The sequence below is a fragment of the Streptomyces sp. NPDC005962 genome (assembly GCF_040629205.1).
In the GTDB taxonomy this organism is placed as follows: Bacteria; Actinomycetota; Actinomycetes; order Streptomycetales; family Streptomycetaceae; genus Streptomyces.
Genome location: NZ_JBEXVE010000003.1, coordinates 371,852 through 387,142 on the forward strand (window position 1 = coordinate 371,852; position 15,291 = coordinate 387,142).

Here is a 15,291-nt window from a genome sequence, read left to right on the forward strand (position 1 = left end):
CGCAGCAGGTGCGAAGGCACGGCTGAAGGGGCGGCACCTTTGTGCGGAGGTGCCGCCCCCTCTCACTCCCCCCACGGGAGCCGTTGCCGCCCGGCATCGGATCGGGCGGCAACAAGTGCCCTGTCGCCGTTGCGCGCTCGTCACCCCCCACGGGAACGAGCAATACGGCCCAGAGCACCGTCTGTTGAATTACGGACGGACGTCGGTGGTGTTTCCCCGGCGCCGTCCGGCTTTCCCGGAGAACAGCTTTCCTCTTGGACGGGCCGTAGCGCTCCCCCTTTCACATCTGGCCAAAAGGGCGTGGTCACTGACCGTGCCAGCGTGCATACTCAACGGTGGTCGGGGGGCTGTCACCATGTCACTTGTGAGGGTCTGGTGCTCCGTGTTCATTTCAGTGAACTCGATCTGGCCCGGCTGCGGATGGCGATCCGCCCGGACGCGCTCTGGGAGACCGTTTTAAGTTTCCACCGGTTGCGTGAGAACCGTGCCGAGACCGTATACGGGGAATGGCGTTCGGAGGCGCGTAACCGGCTCAACGGCGAAGGCCGGCTGATGGCGCCGCTCATTCCCTCGCGGGGCTATTTTCCCGACTTCCTGACGCCCGCCGAAGGCGTAATCGGGTGCGACGCCGCCATGGACGCGCTGCACGCGACCCCTGCCGAGCGGCTGTACTCCGAAATCGACCGGCTGCCCTCCGCCCGGGCGCTCCCGGGGTGGATACGCGGCCTGGCCCAGGGCGAACGGCGGCCCCTGGACCGGCTGGTGAGCGTGTTGCGCTCGTACCACGAGGCCGCCGTCGCCCCCTACTGGCCGCGTATACAGGCCCGTATCGAGGCCGACCGGGCCGCTCGTGGCCGGGCCATGCTCGACGGGGGCGCCGACGGGCTGCTGGCCTCGCTGCCGCCGACCATGCGCTGGCGCGCGCCCGTGCTGGAGGTGGACTACCCCGTCGACCGGGACCTGGAGCTGCGCGGGCGGGGGCTGCTGCTCCTGCCGTCGTTCTTCTGCCGCAGAACCCCGGTGACCTACCTCAACCCGGAGCTGACCCCGGTCCTGGTCTACCCCGTCGAACACGCCCGGAGCGGCGCCCCGGACCAGCCGCGCAGCAGCCCCCGGATCGCCGGTGCCCCGCCCACGGTCGCCGGGCCGGGCCGGACCCGGTCGCTCGGCAAGCTCGTCGGCCACACCCGCTCGGCGGTGCTGCTGGAGGTCGGCGGCGGCTGTACGACGAGCGAACTCGCCCGCCGGGTCGGCGTATCGCTCGCCTCGGCCAGCCAGCACGCCAGCGTGCTGCGCGAGGCGGGGCTCGTCCACACGCTGCGCCAGGGCGGCGCCGTCCTGCACACCCTCACCCCGCTGGGCGCCGCCCTGCTGCGCGGCGGCGCCCCCGCCGACCGGGCGCTCGGCGACCGGTCCACGGCGTTCGCGCAGGTGGTCACCGGCACGGCCGCGGGAGGCCGGGGTCCGTCACGGCGCGGATGAGGTCACCCGCGACCGATCCGTCCCGGTGGCCAGTTCACCGGTGGCCACCTTGCTGTGCCGACGGCCCCAGCAGAGGTAGATCAGCAGCCCGGCGGCCATCCAGCCGAGGAACCGTGCCCAGGTGATGAGGGGCAGGCTGCCCACCAGCAGCAGGCACAGCAGCACCGCGACGGCCGGTACGACCGGCACCCACGGGGTACGGAAGCCGCGCCGCAGGTCGGGGCGGGTCCGGCGCAGATGGACGACGCCGGCGCACACGACGATGAAGGAGGTCAGCATGCCGATGTTGCCCAGTTCGGCGAGGTCGCCGATGGGGAGCACGGCGGTCATGAAGGCCACCAGCAGTCCCAGGGTCCAGGTGATGCGCCGCGGGCTGCGGGTGACCGGGTGGACGTGGGAGAACCAGGCGGGCAGCAGCCGGTCGCGGCTCATCGCGAGGAACACCCGGCTCTGCCCCAGCAGCATGATCATCACCACTGTGGTCAGCCCGCAGATCGCGCCGATGCCCACGATCCGCACCGCCCAGTCGGCCCCCGCCGCCTTGAGCGCGCCGGTGATGGGCGCGGCGTTGTCCAGTCCGGTGTAGTGCTGCATGCCGGTCACGGTCAGCGCCACCGCCACGTACAGCACGGCGCATACGGCGACGGTGGACATCAGCGCGATCGGCAGGGTGCGCCGCGGCCGCTTGGCCTCCTCGGCGTTGCTGGCCATGATGTCGAAACCGGAGTACGCGCCGAAGACGATCGCGCCGCCGGTCAGGATTCCGGCCGTGCCGAATGTGGCGTCCGCCCCGAGCCCGGCCCATCCCAGCAGTGGCTGCTGCCACATGTCGCCGTCGTCGCCCACCGGCTTGGCCTCGGGGATGAACGGTGACCAGTTGGCGGGGTCGATGTGGGTCACGCCGATGGCGAGGAAGAGGATGATGGCCGCCAGCTTCACCACCGTCATCGCGGTGTTGATGCGGGAGGTGGTGCGTACGCCGGAGGCCAGCACGGCGGTGAGCACCAGGATGACCAGGACGGCGGGCACGTTGACCGTCGCGTCCGGACCGGCGACGGACGCGGGGAGGCGGATCCCGAAGGTGGCGAGGAAGTCGGTGACGTACTGCGACCAGCCGCTCGCCACCGCGCCCGCGCCCATCGTCATGTCGAGGATGAGGTCCCAGCCGATGAGCCAGGCCACCAGCTCGCCCAGCGACACGTACGCGAAGGTGTAGGCGCTGCCCGCGACCGGGACGGTGCTGGCGAACTCCATGTAGCACAGCGCCACCAGCGCCGTGGCGACCGCGCCGATGGTGTAAGAGATCGCGATGCCGGGCCCGGCGTAGTTCGCGGCGGCGGTGCCGGTCAGCACGAAGATGCCCGCGCCGATGGTGACGCCGATGCCCATGAGGGTGAGCTGTAGCGGCCCCAGGGTGCGGGCCAGCCGGGTGTCGGGGCCGGCGGCGTCCTCGATGGTCGCCTCGATGGATTTGTTGCGCATGGCGGTGCTCGCTTTCTTTCCCGCCCGGGCGGTCGGCACGACACCCCTAGGCGTTGAGACAGTCCGGGAGGCGCTCGGCCAGGTGCTCGTAGTCGGCGACGGTGTTGTAGACGTGGGCGGACAGCCGCAGGAAGCCACGGCCGTCCCACGAGGTGATGGCGGTCTCGCAGCCGGTCACGGCCGAGATGTGGCGCTGCAGCACATGGGACGCCTCGTGGTCGGTGGCGAGTCCGGCGGGCAGCGGGACCAGCCGCATCGCGGGTGCCGGGGCGCCCGCGACCTCGGCCGGGTCCGCGCGCAGGGCGTCCGTGAGGATTCCCTGAGCCATCTCGGCCAGCTTCGTCATCCCGGCCCGGGCCGCGTCCCAGCCGTACGTCTCCTCGATGAACTCCAGCGCCCACGGCGCCGCGAGCCAGGCGGTGAGGTCGATCGTGCCCTGTTCGTCGAAGCGGCGCGGGAACGGATGTGGCGCGCCCCACGAGTCGGTGAGCGGCCACAGGTCCGAAGCGTCCGGACCGCGCGCGACCAGCACGGCCGTACCGCGCGGAGCGCAGCACCACTTGTGCAGGTTGCCCACCCAGAAGTCGGCGCTCCCCGCCGCGCCGACCGGATCGGGCAGCATCCCGGCCGCATGCGCACCGTCCACCAGGACCTTCGCCCCGGCGCTGTGGGCGAGCCGGGTGATGGCGGCGACGGGGAAGTGCCGGGCGGTGGCCGAGGTGATCTGGTCGACCACGACCAGGGAGGTGGCGGGGGTGAGTGCGTCGGCGAACCCGGCCGCGATCTCCTCGGCGGTCGCGGTGAGCGGGATGTGGAGCGTACGCGTCCGGGCCCCGGCCCGGGCGGCGGCACGGGCCACGCCCATCGCGACCGCGCCGTACGCGTGATCGGTGACCAGCACCTCGCTGCCGCGGGGCAGGGCGAGGCTGCTCAGTACGGTGCTCACCCCGGCGCTCGCGTTCGGCACCAGCGCGGTGGCCTCCGCCGGAACCCGCAGCCACCGCGCCAGGGTGGCCCGCGCCCGGCCCACCCGCTCCGGCAGCCTCCGGAACCAGTCGTCGGGATTGGTCTCCATCTCCTCGCGCAGCGCCTGCTGCCGCTCAAGGGCGACGCGCGGGACGGCACCGAACGAGCCGTGGTTGAGATGCCGGACCGAGGGGTCCAGGGGCCAGTGCGACAAATCGGGCATACGGGACATAAGCTCCCTCAAGCGGGTCTTCGGCATAGTTGTCCGACGACAGTTGTCCGATGACTTCGGTTGCGCTGTGGGGAACCGTAGAGGCAGGAAGCCGCAATGAACAGGGCATGTGCGTAAAATGGCGGTAGCGGCATCGCGTGATGACTCCGAGTTGGCTTCGATTCATCAGATGACTTGAGAAGGGTGGGGCCTATGACGGCAACCAGTGCGGCGGCCGAGGGGCTGCGCGGCATGATCGCCCGCGGTGAGCTGGCCCCCGGCTCACAACTCCCCGCCGAGCCCGAACTGTGCGCCCGGCTCGGCGTCTCACGCGGCTCACTCCGCGAGGCCGTGCGGTCGCTCGCCGCCCTCGGCATGCTGGAGTCCCGCCACGGAGCGGGCACCTTCGTCTCCACGCTGCGCCCCGGGCAGATGCTGGCCGGGTTCGCCGCGACCGTCGACGTCCTCCCCCTGGACGGTCTGCTGGAGCTGTTCGACGTACGCCGCCCCCTGGAGGCGCAGGCCGCCGCGCTCGCCGCGGCCCGCGCCGACGAGCAGGTCGTGGCCCGCCTGCACGACCTGCAGAAACGGCTGGCGGAGTCCGACGCCGAGGACGAACGGCACGCCCTGGACCGGGAGTTCCACGCGACACTGTGCGCGGCGGGCGGCAACGAGGCGCTGGCCGCGCTCATCGACATCCTGCGCTCACGCGGCAGTCACTACAGCATCTATGGCGCCCCCGAGGCCGACACCATCCGGCTGGCCAGCGACCTCGGGCACGAGGCGCTCATCAACGCCGTGGCCGCGCACGACCCGGCGGCGGCCGCCGCGGCCGCGAGCGCCCATCTGTCGCAGACCGAGGTCTGGCTGCGGCGCTACGGGCCGACGCCGTCCGGTGAACCTCAGTCATCGATGCCGGTGCGCTCGACGCCCGCGACGATGTAGCGCTGGAGAAAGAGGAAGACGACCAGCAGGGGCACGATCGACACCGCGGCCGCCACGAACAGCTCGTGCAGATTGACGCTCTGGGCCGTGGTGAACGTCGACAGCGCGACCTGGACCGTCCACGCCTCCCGGTCCTGGCCGATGACCAGCGGCCACAGGAAGGCGTTCCAGGCGCCGATGAAGACGATCGTGCCGACCGCCGCGAAGACCGGCCGCGCGTTCGGCACCACGACCAGCCAGTACGTACGCCAGTAGCCGAGCCCGTCCACCCGCGCCGCGTCCTCCAGCTCCTTCGGGAAGCCCAGGAAGTACTGGCGGAAGATGAACGCCGCGACCGCGCTGAACAGCGTCGGGACGACCAGACCGCGCAGCGTGGAGACCCAGCCGAGCGAGCTGACCAGCACGAAGCTCGGGACGAAGGTGACCGCGGCCGGGACCATGAGGGTGCCCAGAATCCAGTAGAAGACGGCGTCGGCGTAGCGGTACGGGATGCGGGCAAGACCGTACCCGGCCAGCGACGCGAGCAGCACGGTGCCGAGGGTGGTGAGGACGGCGATCAGGGAGGAGTTGAGCAGCGCGTGCGCCATCGGCACGTTGGGGTCGTCGAACAGCTCGCCGATGTTCGACCAGTGCAGCTCGGCGGGGAAGAACGTCCAGCCGGGCGAGGTGATGTCCGCCTCGCTGGACAGGCCGTTGCGTACGAGGAGATAGAACGGGATCAGGAACAGCAGCGCGAGGGCGATCAGGAGGACGAGTCGCACCGCGCGTCCTGCGCTGACCAGGGCGTCCCGTACGTCACGCGGGTGCTGTTGACGGGAGCGCATCAGTCCTCCTTCCGGCCCAGGCCGAACCAGCGTGCCTGAACCACCGTCACCACCGTGATGATCAGCGCCAGGATCACCGCGCCCGCGCTGCCGAGGCCCAGGTCCTGCCCCTGCCCGAGCGCCGTGTAGTAGAGGTAGACCAGTGGCGGGCGGGCGTACGGCGGATAGCCGCGCGAGTCGGCCAGCAGGTTGTAGAACTCGTCGAACGCCTGGAACGCGTTGACCACCAGCAGCAGCACCACCGCGACCGACGTCGCCCGCAGCTGCGGAAGGGTGATGTGCCGGAACACCTGCCACCCCGGCCGCGCCCCGTCCACCGCGGCCGCCTCGTACAGCCGCGGCGAGATGCGCTGCAGCCCGGCCAGGAACAGCACCATGTAGAAGCCCGCCTGGAGCCATAGCCGCACGGTGACGATCACCAGCCAGTACCAGGGCGGATCGGTGGTCGACAGCCAGGCGATCTGATCGGCGCCGAACCAGCCGAGGACGGTGTTGGCCAGCCCGAACCGTACCCCGTTGAAGATCGACATCTTCCAGATCAGCGCCGCCACGACGTAACTGCACGCGACCGGCAGGAAGAACACCGACCGGAAGAACGCCTGCGCCCGGGGCAGCCGGTTCACCATCAGCGCGAGGGAGAGCGAGAGCACGTACGTCGCCGGGACGATGAAGGCCGTGAACACCAGGAACGTCACCAGGCTGCCGGTGAACGCGTCGTCGCGCAGCATCGCCGTGTAGTTGTCCAGCCCGACGAAGCGGGTCGGCGAAACCGTGTTGTGCGCGTCGAAGAAGCTGAGGTAGGCGCTCCAGGCGAGGGGGACGTAGGTGAAGAGGGTCAGGCCGAGGACGAAGGGGCCGACGAAGATCCAGAACCAGAGGGTCCGGTTCCGCCGCTCCCGTAATCTGCCCGGCATCAGCTCTTCTTCTGGGCGTTCTGCACGCGGCGCAGTTCCGCCGCCGTCTTACGGACCACCGCCCGCAGCTCGCTCTCCGGGTTCGCGCCGCCCTTGATGACGCGGCTCAGGGCGTCCTGATACGCCACCTTGCTCGCCGGTGTCCACAGCAGCGGCTCGGCGTGGCCGTGCTCGGTGGCGAACCGCACCGCTTCGCCCGCCGCGCCCTGGCGCAGCTTGGCGGCCTTCTGCGCGAGCGAGATCCGGGCCGGGATGTGGAAGCCGTAGGTGAGCGCGAAGTCCTCCTGATACTCCGTCTTCTCCACCCACAGCCATTTGACGAACGCCTTCGCCAGCTCCTTGTGCTCGCTGCGGGCGCTCACCGCCGCCCCGTACGCCCCCACCGGCACCGCGGGCTTCCCGTGCGCGCCCTCCTGGGGGAACGGCAGCACCCCGAAGTCGTCCCCCAGCGCCGTCTTGACCTGCGGCAACGCCCACAGCCCGGACCACTGCATGGCCGTCAGCCCCTGGGTGAACGCGGCCGGGTCCGACCAGTCCGAAGGCGCCCCCAGCAGCAGCGACTTCTCCGCGTACAGCTGGTGCAGCTTGCCGAGCGCGCGGGCGGCGGCCGGGTCGTCGAAACCGACCTTGCCGTCGTCGGTGACCAGCTCCAGACCGGCGGCGTTCAGCGGGGTCCCGCCGAGGACGCCCGGGCCGCCGTCATTGCCCAGGAACAGCCCCTTGACGTTCTTCGTGGTCAGCTTCTTCGCCGCGTCGACCAGCGTGTCCAGCGTCCGGGGCGGCTCCACCCCGGCGTCCTCCAGCATGCTCCTGCGGTAGTAGAGCAGCTGCATGTCGACCACTTGCGGGATGGCCCAGATCTTGCCCCGGTATGTCTTGGGCGCGAGGACGGCCGGGTTGATGTCGTCCTTCGCCTCCTTGAGGAGGTCGGTCAGATCGACTACTTGCCCGCCCTGGATCTGGTCCAGCGTCGGCCCGTTGACCTCGAAGACGTCCGGCCCGGACTTGGTGAGCAGCGCGGCGGCTGTCTGCTGGTCGTAGTTGCCCGGCCGCCACTGCACCTCGACGCGTGCGTCGTCGAAGGCGTCGGCGTACCGCTTCACCGCCTGCTCGGTGCCGGGTTCGCCGTACTGGTGGTACCACTGCGACAGGACGGGCTTGCCGCCCTTGCCGTCCCCACCGCGCCCGGTGTTGGACCCGCACCCGGCCGCTGTCGCCCCGGCCAGGACGAGCCCGCCGCCGGTGCCGAGCAGTCTCCTACGGCTGATGGACATTGGCCGCGCCCCCTCGATGCCTCGTCTCCGTGTCGCCGTCAGACTCAACGATCAACGATGGGGTGGGATTACGACAGATGGGTTGCGGCCGTATATCAACTGTCGGGGTCGGTGCCGGTCTTGGGGTTGTCGTCGATCTCGTCGAAGACGCGTTGGGCTGTCGCGAAGGCGGAGTTGGCCGCCGGGACCCCGCAGTAGATCGCGCTCTGCAGCAGGACTTCACCGATCTCGTCGCGGGTGAGGCCGTTGGTGAGCGCGGAACGGATGTGCATGGCCAGTTCGGTGTCGTGGCCGTGGGCGATGAGGGCGGTGAGGGTGATGGCGCTGCGCATCCGGCGGTCCAGGCCGTCCCCGGTCCAGATCTCGCCCCATGCGTAGCGGGTGATGAAGTTCTGGAAGCGGGCGGTGAACGGGGTCGTACGGGCCACCGCGCGGTCCACGTGGGCGTCGCCGAGGACGGCGCGGCGCACGGCCATTCCGGCGGCGTGCCGGGAGGTGTCGCTGTGTGTGGAGGTGTCGCTGTGTGTGAAGTGGCCGACCAGGGCGGAGGTCACCTGCTCCGGGCGCTCCACGCCTGCCAGGTGGGCCGCGTGGGCGACCTCCACCAGGCTCGCGCCCGGTACCGCGTCGGCGATTTCGCGGGCGTGCGGGGGAGGGGTGGCCGGGTCGTCGCGGCCCGCGATGATCAGGGTGGGGGCGGTGATGGTGGGCAGTGCGGGGCGTAGGTCGTAGTCGGCGAGGACGTCGCAGCAGGCGGCGTACCCTGCCGGGTCGGTGTCGCGCAGGTCCTGGAGCAGGGCTTGGCCCTTCGGTGTGGTGGCGAACTCGGGTGAGAACCAGAGGCCCGGGCGGCTTGCCACCATCGCTTCGGTGCCTTGTTCGCGTACGAGCTTGGCTCGGTCCCGCCAGACGGAGGGCTCGGCGAAGTGCGCCGAGGAGCAGACGATGGCGAGGGAGGTGATGCGGTCGGGGTGGTGGGCGGCGAGATGCAGTCCTACGGCGCCGCCGATGGAGATGCCCGCGTAGGCGAAGCGGTGCCAGCCGTGGGTGTCGGCGAGGTTTAGTACGAGTGCGGCCAGGTCGGCGATGGTGGCGCTGCCGTCGCTTGGGAGGGCTTCGGCGGGGGAGCCGCCGTGGCCCGGCAGATCCCAGCGGAGGGTGCGGTGGGTGCGGGCGAGGGCGGGGAGTTGGGGTTCCCAGACGGCGAGGGATGTGCCGATGGAGGGGCCGAGGATGAGGGGTGGGGCGGTGGCGGGGCCGTCCAGGGTGGCGTGGAGTTGGGGGGTGTGGCTCACGGGGTGGCTCTCCGGGGGTGCGGGTGTGTGGGTTGGTTGCGGCCGGTGTTTGTTCCCCAGCCCGCCCCTTCCCGAACCAAGGGCGCTGCCCCTGGACCCCGGCGTTTCGCCACCGGGTGCAGGCCGGGGCACGGTCGGTGGGCCCTGGGGCTTCGCTGCCGGGTGCGGGCCGGTGGGTGGGTTGTGCCCACCCGTTCCGCCCCGCGGAACGATTGCCCACAACGCTCCAGCCTCTCCGGCGTTTGAGGAGCGGGGTTTGGGGCGGAGCCCCGGCGGGGGTTCGGGGGCGGAGCCCCCGCGTGGGGCCTGGGGGTGCGCCCCCGGTGGGGTCCGGGGCTTGCCCCGGGTTCGGGAAGGGGCGGGGTGGGGGACTTGCCGCCGGTGGTGTTACGCATGGCGGCGTAGGGCGCGGTCTACCAGGGCTGGGGCCTCGCCCACGTAGGTGGTGGGGTCCAGCAGCTCGCGCAGGCGGTCTGGGGGGAGGGTGTTGTGGAGGGCCTCGGTCAGGGGCTTGCCCTCCCTTGCCGCCTGCGTCAGCAGGTCTTTCGCCTGGGCGCGGCCCAGCGTTGGGGTGAGGGCCGCGATGAGGCGTTCGCTGACGATCAGGCCGTCCGTCAGCTCCAGGTTCGCGGCCATGCGGTCGGGGAAGACCCGCAGGCCGGAAGCGAGTTCCGCCGCGTCGCGGGCCGCGCCGCCCGCCAGCCGCAGCAGGTCGCGCAGGGGCTGCCACTCCGCGTGCCACGCCCCGCCGGGGCGTTCGTCCTCGGCGGCGAGCGCGCCGAGCAGGGTGGCGGCGAGCCCGGGGGCCTGGCGGGCGGCGGAGGCGATGAGGGTGGCGCGTACCGGGTTGGACTTGTGCGGCATCGCGGACGAGCCGCCGCCCGTGCCCTCCGCCACCTCGCCGATCTCCGTACGGGAGAGGGTCAGTACGTCGGCCGCCATTTTGCCGAGCGCGCCGACACCGAAGGCCAGCGCGGAGGCCAGGTCGGCGATGGGGGTGCGGAGGGTGTGCCACGGCAGGTCGGGTTCGGCGAGGCCGGTTTCCGCCGCGAAGCGCGCCAGCAGCGGGATTCCGTCGTCGAAGGCGGCCAACGTGCCCGCCGCACCGCCTAGTTGGGCCACCGGCCGTAGCGCCGCGAGCCGGTCGCGGGCGTCGAGAACCAGCGAACGCCAGCCCGCCGCCTTGAGGCCGAAAGTGGTGGGGACGGCGTGCTGGGTGAGGGTGCGGCCCGGCATGGGGGTGGCGCGGTGGGCGGCGGCGAGTCGTGCCAGCTCCGCCGCCGTGCGGTCGAGGTCGGCGACGATCAGCGGCAGGGCGCGGGCCGCGACCAGCATGGTGGCGGTGTCCACGATGTCCTGGCTGGTCGCGCCCCGGTGGACGTACGCCGCGGCGTCGCGGTCCGTACGGGCCACCGCCGCGGTGAGGTCGGCGACCAGCGGGATGACGGGGTTGCCGCCGGAGCGGGCCCGCCGGGCGAGGTCGCGGACGTCGTACAGCCCGGCGCGGGCCGCGCCCGTCACCGCGGCGGCCGCGTCGGCCGGGGCCAGCGCCCGGGCGAGGGCGGCCTCCGCGTCGAGCATGGCCTGGAGGTAGGCCGTATCGCCGGTGGCGGACTCGACCGCTGATTCAACCCATACGGGAGCGAGCAGCCCCACGTCGTCACTACCTGAACTCAAGGAAAACCGTCTCTCCCTCACCCTGCAGGCGGATGTCGAAGCGGTACGTCCCCGGCTGGGGGTCCGCCGTCGCCACCAGGGTCTCCCGGCGTGCCGAATCCAGCGCGGCGAGGAGCGGGTCGGCGGCATTGAGCTGCGCGTTCTCGGGGAAGTACAGGCGCGTGTAGAGGTGGTGCAGCAGCCCGCGGGCGTGGACGCACACGCTGATGTAGGGCGCGGCGGGGCTTCCCGGGCGCAGGGTACGGGCCGTCCAGTGGCCGTCGGCGTCGGTGGCGATGCGGCCGAAGCCGGTGAAGTCGACACCGTTGCGTCCGGCGAAGCCGCCGGTCACCGGGTCGCGGCGCATCGATCCCGGCGCGCCGGACGGCGAGCCGTCCGGGCCCGCCTGCCACAGCTCGATGAGGGCGTCCGGGACGGGCGCGCCCGCGCCGTCGTGGACCCGGCCGTGCACGGTGATGGTGTCGGGGTGGCCCGCGGGGGCGAGGTCGCCGCCGCCGGGGAAGGGGAGCGCGTAGCCGTAGAAGGGGCCGACGGTGTGGGAGGGGGTGGGGGAGAGCTGGGTCATCAGCGGCCTTCCTCGATCCAGGTGGCCGACGGCCCGTCCAGCACGATGTCCCAGCGGTAGCCGAGCGACCACTCCGGCCGGGACAGCGCGTGGTCGTAGGCCGCCACCAGCCGCTGCCGCGCCGAGTCGTCCGTCACGGACTGCAGGATCGGGTCGTAGACGAAGAGCGGATCGCCGGGGAAGTACATCTGGGTGATGAGGCGCTGGGTGAACGCCGTACCGAAGAGGGAGAAGTGGAGGTGCGCGGGGCGCCACGCGTTCTCGTGGTTGCGCCACGGATAGGCGCCGGGCTTGATGGTGGTGAAGCTGTACGAGCCGTCGTCGCCGGTCAGGGTGCGTCCGACGCCGGTGAAGTTGGGGTCCAGCGGCGCCGGGTGCTGGTCGCGGAGGTGGGCGTAGCGCCCGGCCGCGTTGGCCTGCCACAGCTCGATGAGCTGACCGCGCACCGGCCGTCCGTGGCTGTCCAGCAGGCGGCCGGAGACGGTGATGCGCTCGCCGAGCGGCTCGCCCCGGTGCTGGATGGTGAGGTCGCTGTCGATGTCGGTGACGTCGGTGTGGCCGAAGACGGGCGTGTGCAGTTCGACGGTCTCGGGGTCGCCCTCCACCGCGACCAGCGGCTGCTGCGGGTGGCGCAGCACGCTGCTGCGGTACGGCCGGAAGTCGCGCGCGGGGTGGTCGGCGGCGGGGGCGCCGTCGGCGCGCGCCTTGTCGTACGCGGCGCGGCTGTCGGCGAGTTCGCGGTCGATGTCGGCCTGGGTGAGTGCCATGGGTGCGCCTTACCTTTCGAGGACGAGGGCGAGGCCCTGCCCGACGCCGATGCACAGGGACGCCACGCCCGTGCCCGAGCCCGCCGCGGCGAGTTGGTGGGCGACGGCTCCGGCGAGGCGGGCGCCGGAGGCGCCGAGGGGGTGGCCGATGGCGATGGCGCCGCCGCGCGGGTTGACCAGGGCGGGGTCGAGGCCGGGCCATTCGGCGAGGCAGCCGAGCGCCTGGGCGGCGAATGCCTCGTTCAGCTCCAGGGTGGTCAGATCGGCGAAGCCACGGCCCGCCTTGGCCAGGGCGCGCTGTACGGCCTCGACGGGGCCGAGGCCGAAGTACTGCGGCTCGATGCCGGTGACGGCGGAGGCGCCGATGCGGGCCAGGGGTTCGCGGCCGGTGGCCTTCAGCCCCTCTTCGTCCACGAGCAGCAGCGCGGCGGCGCCGTCGTTGAGCGGGGAGGAGTTGCCCGCGGTGACGGTGCCCGTGTCCTTGGGCCGGAAGGCGGGCTTCAGCTTGGCCAGCGACTCCATCGAGGTGGTGTCGCGGATGGTCTCGTCGCGGACGAGGTCGGTGTCGGGGTACGGCAGCACCTCGGCCTCGTACGCGCCGTCCTTCCACGCCCGCGCCGCCTTCTCGTGGCTGGCCAGCGCGAACGCGTCCTGCGCTTCGCGGGTGATGCCGTGCTTGTCGGCGATCAGCTCGGCGCCCTCGCCGAGGCCGACGGTCCACTCGGGCGGCATGTCGGGGTTGGTCATGCGCCAGCCGAGGGTGGTCGAGTACAGCTGCTGATGCCCGGCGGGGAAGGCGCGTTCGGGCTTTTGCAGCACCCAGGGGGCGCGCGACATCGACTCCACGCCGCCCGCGAGCGCGATATGGGCGTCGCCGGTGGCGATGGCGCGGGCGGCCTGGAGCACGGCCTCCAGACCGGAGGCGCACAGCCGGTTGACGGTCGCGCCGGGCACGGTGACCGGCAGCCCGGCGAGCAGGACGGCCATGCGGGCCACGTCGCGGTTGTCCTCGCCCGCGCCGTTCGCGTTGCCGAGGTAGACGTCGTCGATACGGGCCGGGTCGAGGGCGGGCGTACGGGCCACCAGGCCACGCAGGACATGGGCGGCGAGGTCGTCGGGGCGCACCCCGGCGAGCGCGCCGCCGTATTTGCCGATGGGTGTGCGGACGGCGTCGACGATGTAGACGTCACGCAAGGCGGGCAACGCGTTCATCAGGCATCCTTCCCGGCGGCCTTGAGCGCGCGCAGCGCCGCCAGTTCGTCGGGGGTCGGCGGCTCGGTGGTGCCCACGGTGTCGGCGACGGTCAGCTCCCAGCCGGTGGCGGCCCGCACCTGCTCGACGGTGACGTCCGGGTGCAGCTCGGTCAGGACCAGTTCGGCGGTGGCCGGGTCGGGGCGCAGGATGCCGAGGTCGGTGATGACGGCGACCGGGCCCGCGCCGGGCATGCCCAGCTTGGTGCGGTCGCCGGGGCCGCCGCCGTGGCCCATGGTGGTCACGAAGTCGAGCTTCCGCACGAAGTTGCGGGTGGAGTGGCGCAGCACCATCAGCACCTGCCCGCAGTTGGAGGCGATCTCGGGGGCGCCGCCCGCGCCGGGAAGACGGCCCTCGGGCTTGTCCGGGCCTCGGTCCACGATGGTGGTGTTGATGTTGGCGTAACGGTCGACCTGCGCGGCGCCCAGGAAGCCGACGTCGATCCGGCCGCCCTGGAGCCAGTAGTTGAACATCTCGGGCACCGGGACCACCGAGTCGGCGGTCTCCGCGAGTTCGCCGTCGCCGATGGACAGCGGGAGCCGGGTCGGCTTGGAACCGATGGTGCCGGACTCGTAGATGAGGACCAGGCCGGGGTTGACGGTGGCGCGGGCCAGGTTGGCGGCGGTGCTGGGCAGGCCGATGCCGACGAAGCAGGTCTTGGCGCCCGCGAGGGCGCGGGCGGCGTTGACCTCCATCAGCTCGTCGCGGGTGAAGGCGGGGGTCTCGGTCTCGGTGCTTTCGGTCATCGGACGGCAGCCTTTTCGGTACGGTCGGTACGCCTGCGCACGTTCTCCTCGATCCACCGCGTGAACGCCTCGCGGTCCCGGGCGATCGGGTCCCATGCCTGGTAGAAGCCGTTGTCGCGCACCGAGTACCCGCTGGCGTACGAGGGGTGCGCCCCGCCGGGGACGACCGACACCGCGTCGATCACCCAGGTCGGCAGGACGATCCCGCCGGGCCGCGGCTCCAGCTCCTCGACGATCTCCTCGACCGTCACCAGTACCCGCGTCGCGGCGAGCGCGGCCTCCTTCTGCACGCCGGTCAGCCCCCACAGCTGGACGTTGCCCGCGCGGTCGGCCTGCTGGGCGTGGATCACGGTGACGTCCGGGTTGAGCGCGGCGACGGCGGCCAGCTCCTCACCGGTGAAGGGGCAGGTGACGGTGGAGATGGTGTCCGTACGGGTCGGGATGTCGCTGCCGCGGTAGCCGCGCAGCACCGCGAACGGCAGCTTGGACGCGCCCGCCACATAGCGGTTGGCCATGCCCGCGTGGCTGTGCTCGTCCACCTCCAGGGGCCGGGGCCAGCCGTTCTCGACGGCGTCGCGGAAGCGGTGCAGCGAGCCGACGCCCGGGTTTCCGCCCCAGGAGAAGACCAGCTTGCGGACCAGCCCGGCGCCGATGAGCTGGTCGTAGACGACGTCGGGGGTCATACGGACGAGGGTGAGGTCGGTGATGCCCTGGCGGATGACCTCGTGCGCGGCGGCGTACGGGATCAGGTGGGTGAAACCCTCCATCGCGACGGTGTCCCCGTCGTGGATGAGGTCCGCCACGGCGTCGTGCAGGCTTCGGATGTCGGCCATCGTCACTCCGCGGTGATCGCACACCTCCGCAGACCGTCCCGGAATGCTCAGTGTGCTGA

General features: G+C 72.0%; 14 protein-coding genes. 2 read left to right on the top strand and 12 right to left on the bottom strand.

The features are described from left to right. The first annotated feature begins 375 nt into the window (after positions 1 to 375). The gene (locus ABZ370_RS07860) at positions 376 to 1,482 is read left to right on the top strand and encodes a helix-turn-helix domain-containing protein (protein ID WP_358617966.1); all 1,107 of its coding nucleotides are present in this window, start codon (positions 376 to 378) and stop codon (positions 1,480 to 1,482) included. Here ABZ370_RS07860 and ABZ370_RS07865 read toward each other — a convergent pair. Together ABZ370_RS07865 and ABZ370_RS07870 are read right to left on the bottom strand one after the other, a co-directional pair. Beyond that, positions 1,468 to 2,964 (bottom strand): amino acid permease, encoded by a 1,497-nt coding sequence (locus ABZ370_RS07865; protein WP_358617968.1) that lies wholly within the window; start codon positions 2,962 to 2,964, stop codon positions 1,468 to 1,470. The two genes, ABZ370_RS07860 and ABZ370_RS07865, sit on opposite strands and share 15 nt — an antisense overlap. 46 nt (positions 2,965 to 3,010) lie before the next feature. After that, positions 3,011 to 4,153 (bottom strand): aminotransferase class V-fold PLP-dependent enzyme, encoded by a 1,143-nt coding sequence (locus ABZ370_RS07870; protein WP_358617971.1) that lies wholly within the window; start codon positions 4,151 to 4,153, stop codon positions 3,011 to 3,013. Positions 4,154 to 4,354: 201 nt separating this feature from the next. On the opposite strand from ABZ370_RS07870, the gene ABZ370_RS07875 reads away from it, so the two are divergent. Then, positions 4,355 to 5,086, top strand: a complete 732-nt coding sequence (locus ABZ370_RS07875) for an FCD domain-containing protein (RefSeq protein WP_358617974.1) — start codon at positions 4,355 to 4,357, stop codon at positions 5,084 to 5,086. Here ABZ370_RS07875 and ABZ370_RS07880 read toward each other — a convergent pair. The 10 genes from ABZ370_RS07880 to ABZ370_RS07925 form a co-directional block, all read right to left on the bottom strand. Next, on the bottom strand, positions 5,044 to 5,910 hold the full coding sequence (locus ABZ370_RS07880) for a carbohydrate ABC transporter permease (RefSeq protein ID WP_358617976.1): 867 nt from the start codon (positions 5,908 to 5,910) through the stop codon (positions 5,044 to 5,046). The two genes, ABZ370_RS07875 and ABZ370_RS07880, sit on opposite strands and share 43 nt — an antisense overlap. After that, positions 5,910 to 6,824 (bottom strand): sugar ABC transporter permease, encoded by a 915-nt coding sequence (locus tag ABZ370_RS07885; RefSeq protein ID WP_358617978.1) that lies wholly within the window; start codon positions 6,822 to 6,824, stop codon positions 5,910 to 5,912. The genes ABZ370_RS07880 and ABZ370_RS07885 overlap by 1 nt, the downstream gene beginning before the upstream one ends. Next, positions 6,824 to 8,098 (bottom strand): sugar ABC transporter substrate-binding protein, encoded by a 1,275-nt coding sequence (locus ABZ370_RS07890; RefSeq protein ID WP_358617981.1) that lies wholly within the window; start codon positions 8,096 to 8,098, stop codon positions 6,824 to 6,826. Before ABZ370_RS07890 ends, ABZ370_RS07885 begins: the two co-directional genes overlap by 1 nt. Before the next feature lie 95 nt (positions 8,099 to 8,193). After that, positions 8,194 to 9,393 (bottom strand): 4-carboxymuconolactone decarboxylase, encoded by a 1,200-nt coding sequence (gene pcaC / locus ABZ370_RS07895; RefSeq protein WP_358617983.1) that lies wholly within the window; start codon positions 9,391 to 9,393, stop codon positions 8,194 to 8,196. Between the two features lie 387 nt (positions 9,394 to 9,780). After that, entirely contained in the window at positions 9,781 to 11,070 is a 1,290-nt protein-coding gene (pcaB, locus tag ABZ370_RS07900) for a 3-carboxy-cis,cis-muconate cycloisomerase (protein WP_358617985.1), read from the bottom strand. Further along, positions 11,057 to 11,635, bottom strand: a complete 579-nt coding sequence (gene pcaG / locus ABZ370_RS07905; protein ID WP_358617988.1) for a protocatechuate 3,4-dioxygenase subunit alpha — start codon at positions 11,633 to 11,635, stop codon at positions 11,057 to 11,059. Before pcaG ends, pcaB begins: the two co-directional genes overlap by 14 nt. Further along, the gene (gene pcaH / locus ABZ370_RS07910) at positions 11,635 to 12,402 is read right to left on the bottom strand and encodes a protocatechuate 3,4-dioxygenase subunit beta (protein WP_358617990.1); all 768 of its coding nucleotides are present in this window, start codon (positions 12,400 to 12,402) and stop codon (positions 11,635 to 11,637) included. The genes pcaG and pcaH overlap by 1 nt, the downstream gene beginning before the upstream one ends. 9 nt (positions 12,403 to 12,411) lie before the next feature. After that, entirely contained in the window at positions 12,412 to 13,614 is a 1,203-nt protein-coding gene (locus ABZ370_RS07915; RefSeq protein WP_358617993.1) for a thiolase family protein, read from the bottom strand. After that, on the bottom strand, positions 13,614 to 14,399 hold the full coding sequence (locus tag ABZ370_RS07920; RefSeq protein ID WP_358617996.1) for a CoA-transferase: 786 nt from the start codon (positions 14,397 to 14,399) through the stop codon (positions 13,614 to 13,616). Before ABZ370_RS07920 ends, ABZ370_RS07915 begins: the two co-directional genes overlap by 1 nt. Next, positions 14,396 to 15,232, bottom strand: coding sequence for a CoA-transferase (locus tag ABZ370_RS07925; protein ID WP_358617998.1), 837 nt, complete (start codon positions 15,230 to 15,232; stop codon positions 14,396 to 14,398). Before ABZ370_RS07925 ends, ABZ370_RS07920 begins: the two co-directional genes overlap by 4 nt. Positions 15,233 to 15,291 lie beyond the last annotated feature (59 nt).

Excerpts from the sequence above, each read along its gene's own strand:
- ABZ370_RS07865 (WP_358617968.1), bottom strand. The coding sequence starts at position 2,964 with ATGCGCAACAAATCCATCGAGGCGACCATCGAGGACGCCGCCGGCCCC.
- ABZ370_RS07870 (WP_358617971.1), bottom strand. The coding sequence starts at position 4,153 with ATGCCCGATTTGTCGCACTGGCCCCTGGACCCCTCGGTCCGGCATCTC.
- ABZ370_RS07875 (WP_358617974.1), top strand. The coding sequence starts at position 4,355 with ATGACGGCAACCAGTGCGGCGGCCGAGGGGCTGCGCGGCATGATCGCC.
- ABZ370_RS07880 (WP_358617976.1), bottom strand. The coding sequence starts at position 5,910 with ATGCGCTCCCGTCAACAGCACCCGCGTGACGTACGGGACGCCCTGGTC.
- ABZ370_RS07885 (WP_358617978.1), bottom strand. The coding sequence starts at position 6,824 with ATGCCGGGCAGATTACGGGAGCGGCGGAACCGGACCCTCTGGTTCTGG.
- ABZ370_RS07890 (WP_358617981.1), bottom strand. The coding sequence starts at position 8,098 with ATGTCCATCAGCCGTAGGAGACTGCTCGGCACCGGCGGCGGGCTCGTC.
- pcaG (WP_358617988.1), bottom strand. The coding sequence starts at position 11,635 with ATGACCCAGCTCTCCCCCACCCCCTCCCACACCGTCGGCCCCTTCTAC.
- pcaH (WP_358617990.1), bottom strand. The coding sequence starts at position 12,402 with ATGGCACTCACCCAGGCCGACATCGACCGCGAACTCGCCGACAGCCGC.
- ABZ370_RS07915 (WP_358617993.1), bottom strand. The coding sequence starts at position 13,614 with ATGAACGCGTTGCCCGCCTTGCGTGACGTCTACATCGTCGACGCCGTC.
- ABZ370_RS07920 (WP_358617996.1), bottom strand. The coding sequence starts at position 14,399 with ATGACCGAAAGCACCGAGACCGAGACCCCCGCCTTCACCCGCGACGAG.
- ABZ370_RS07925 (WP_358617998.1), bottom strand. The coding sequence starts at position 15,232 with ATGGCCGACATCCGAAGCCTGCACGACGCCGTGGCGGACCTCATCCAC.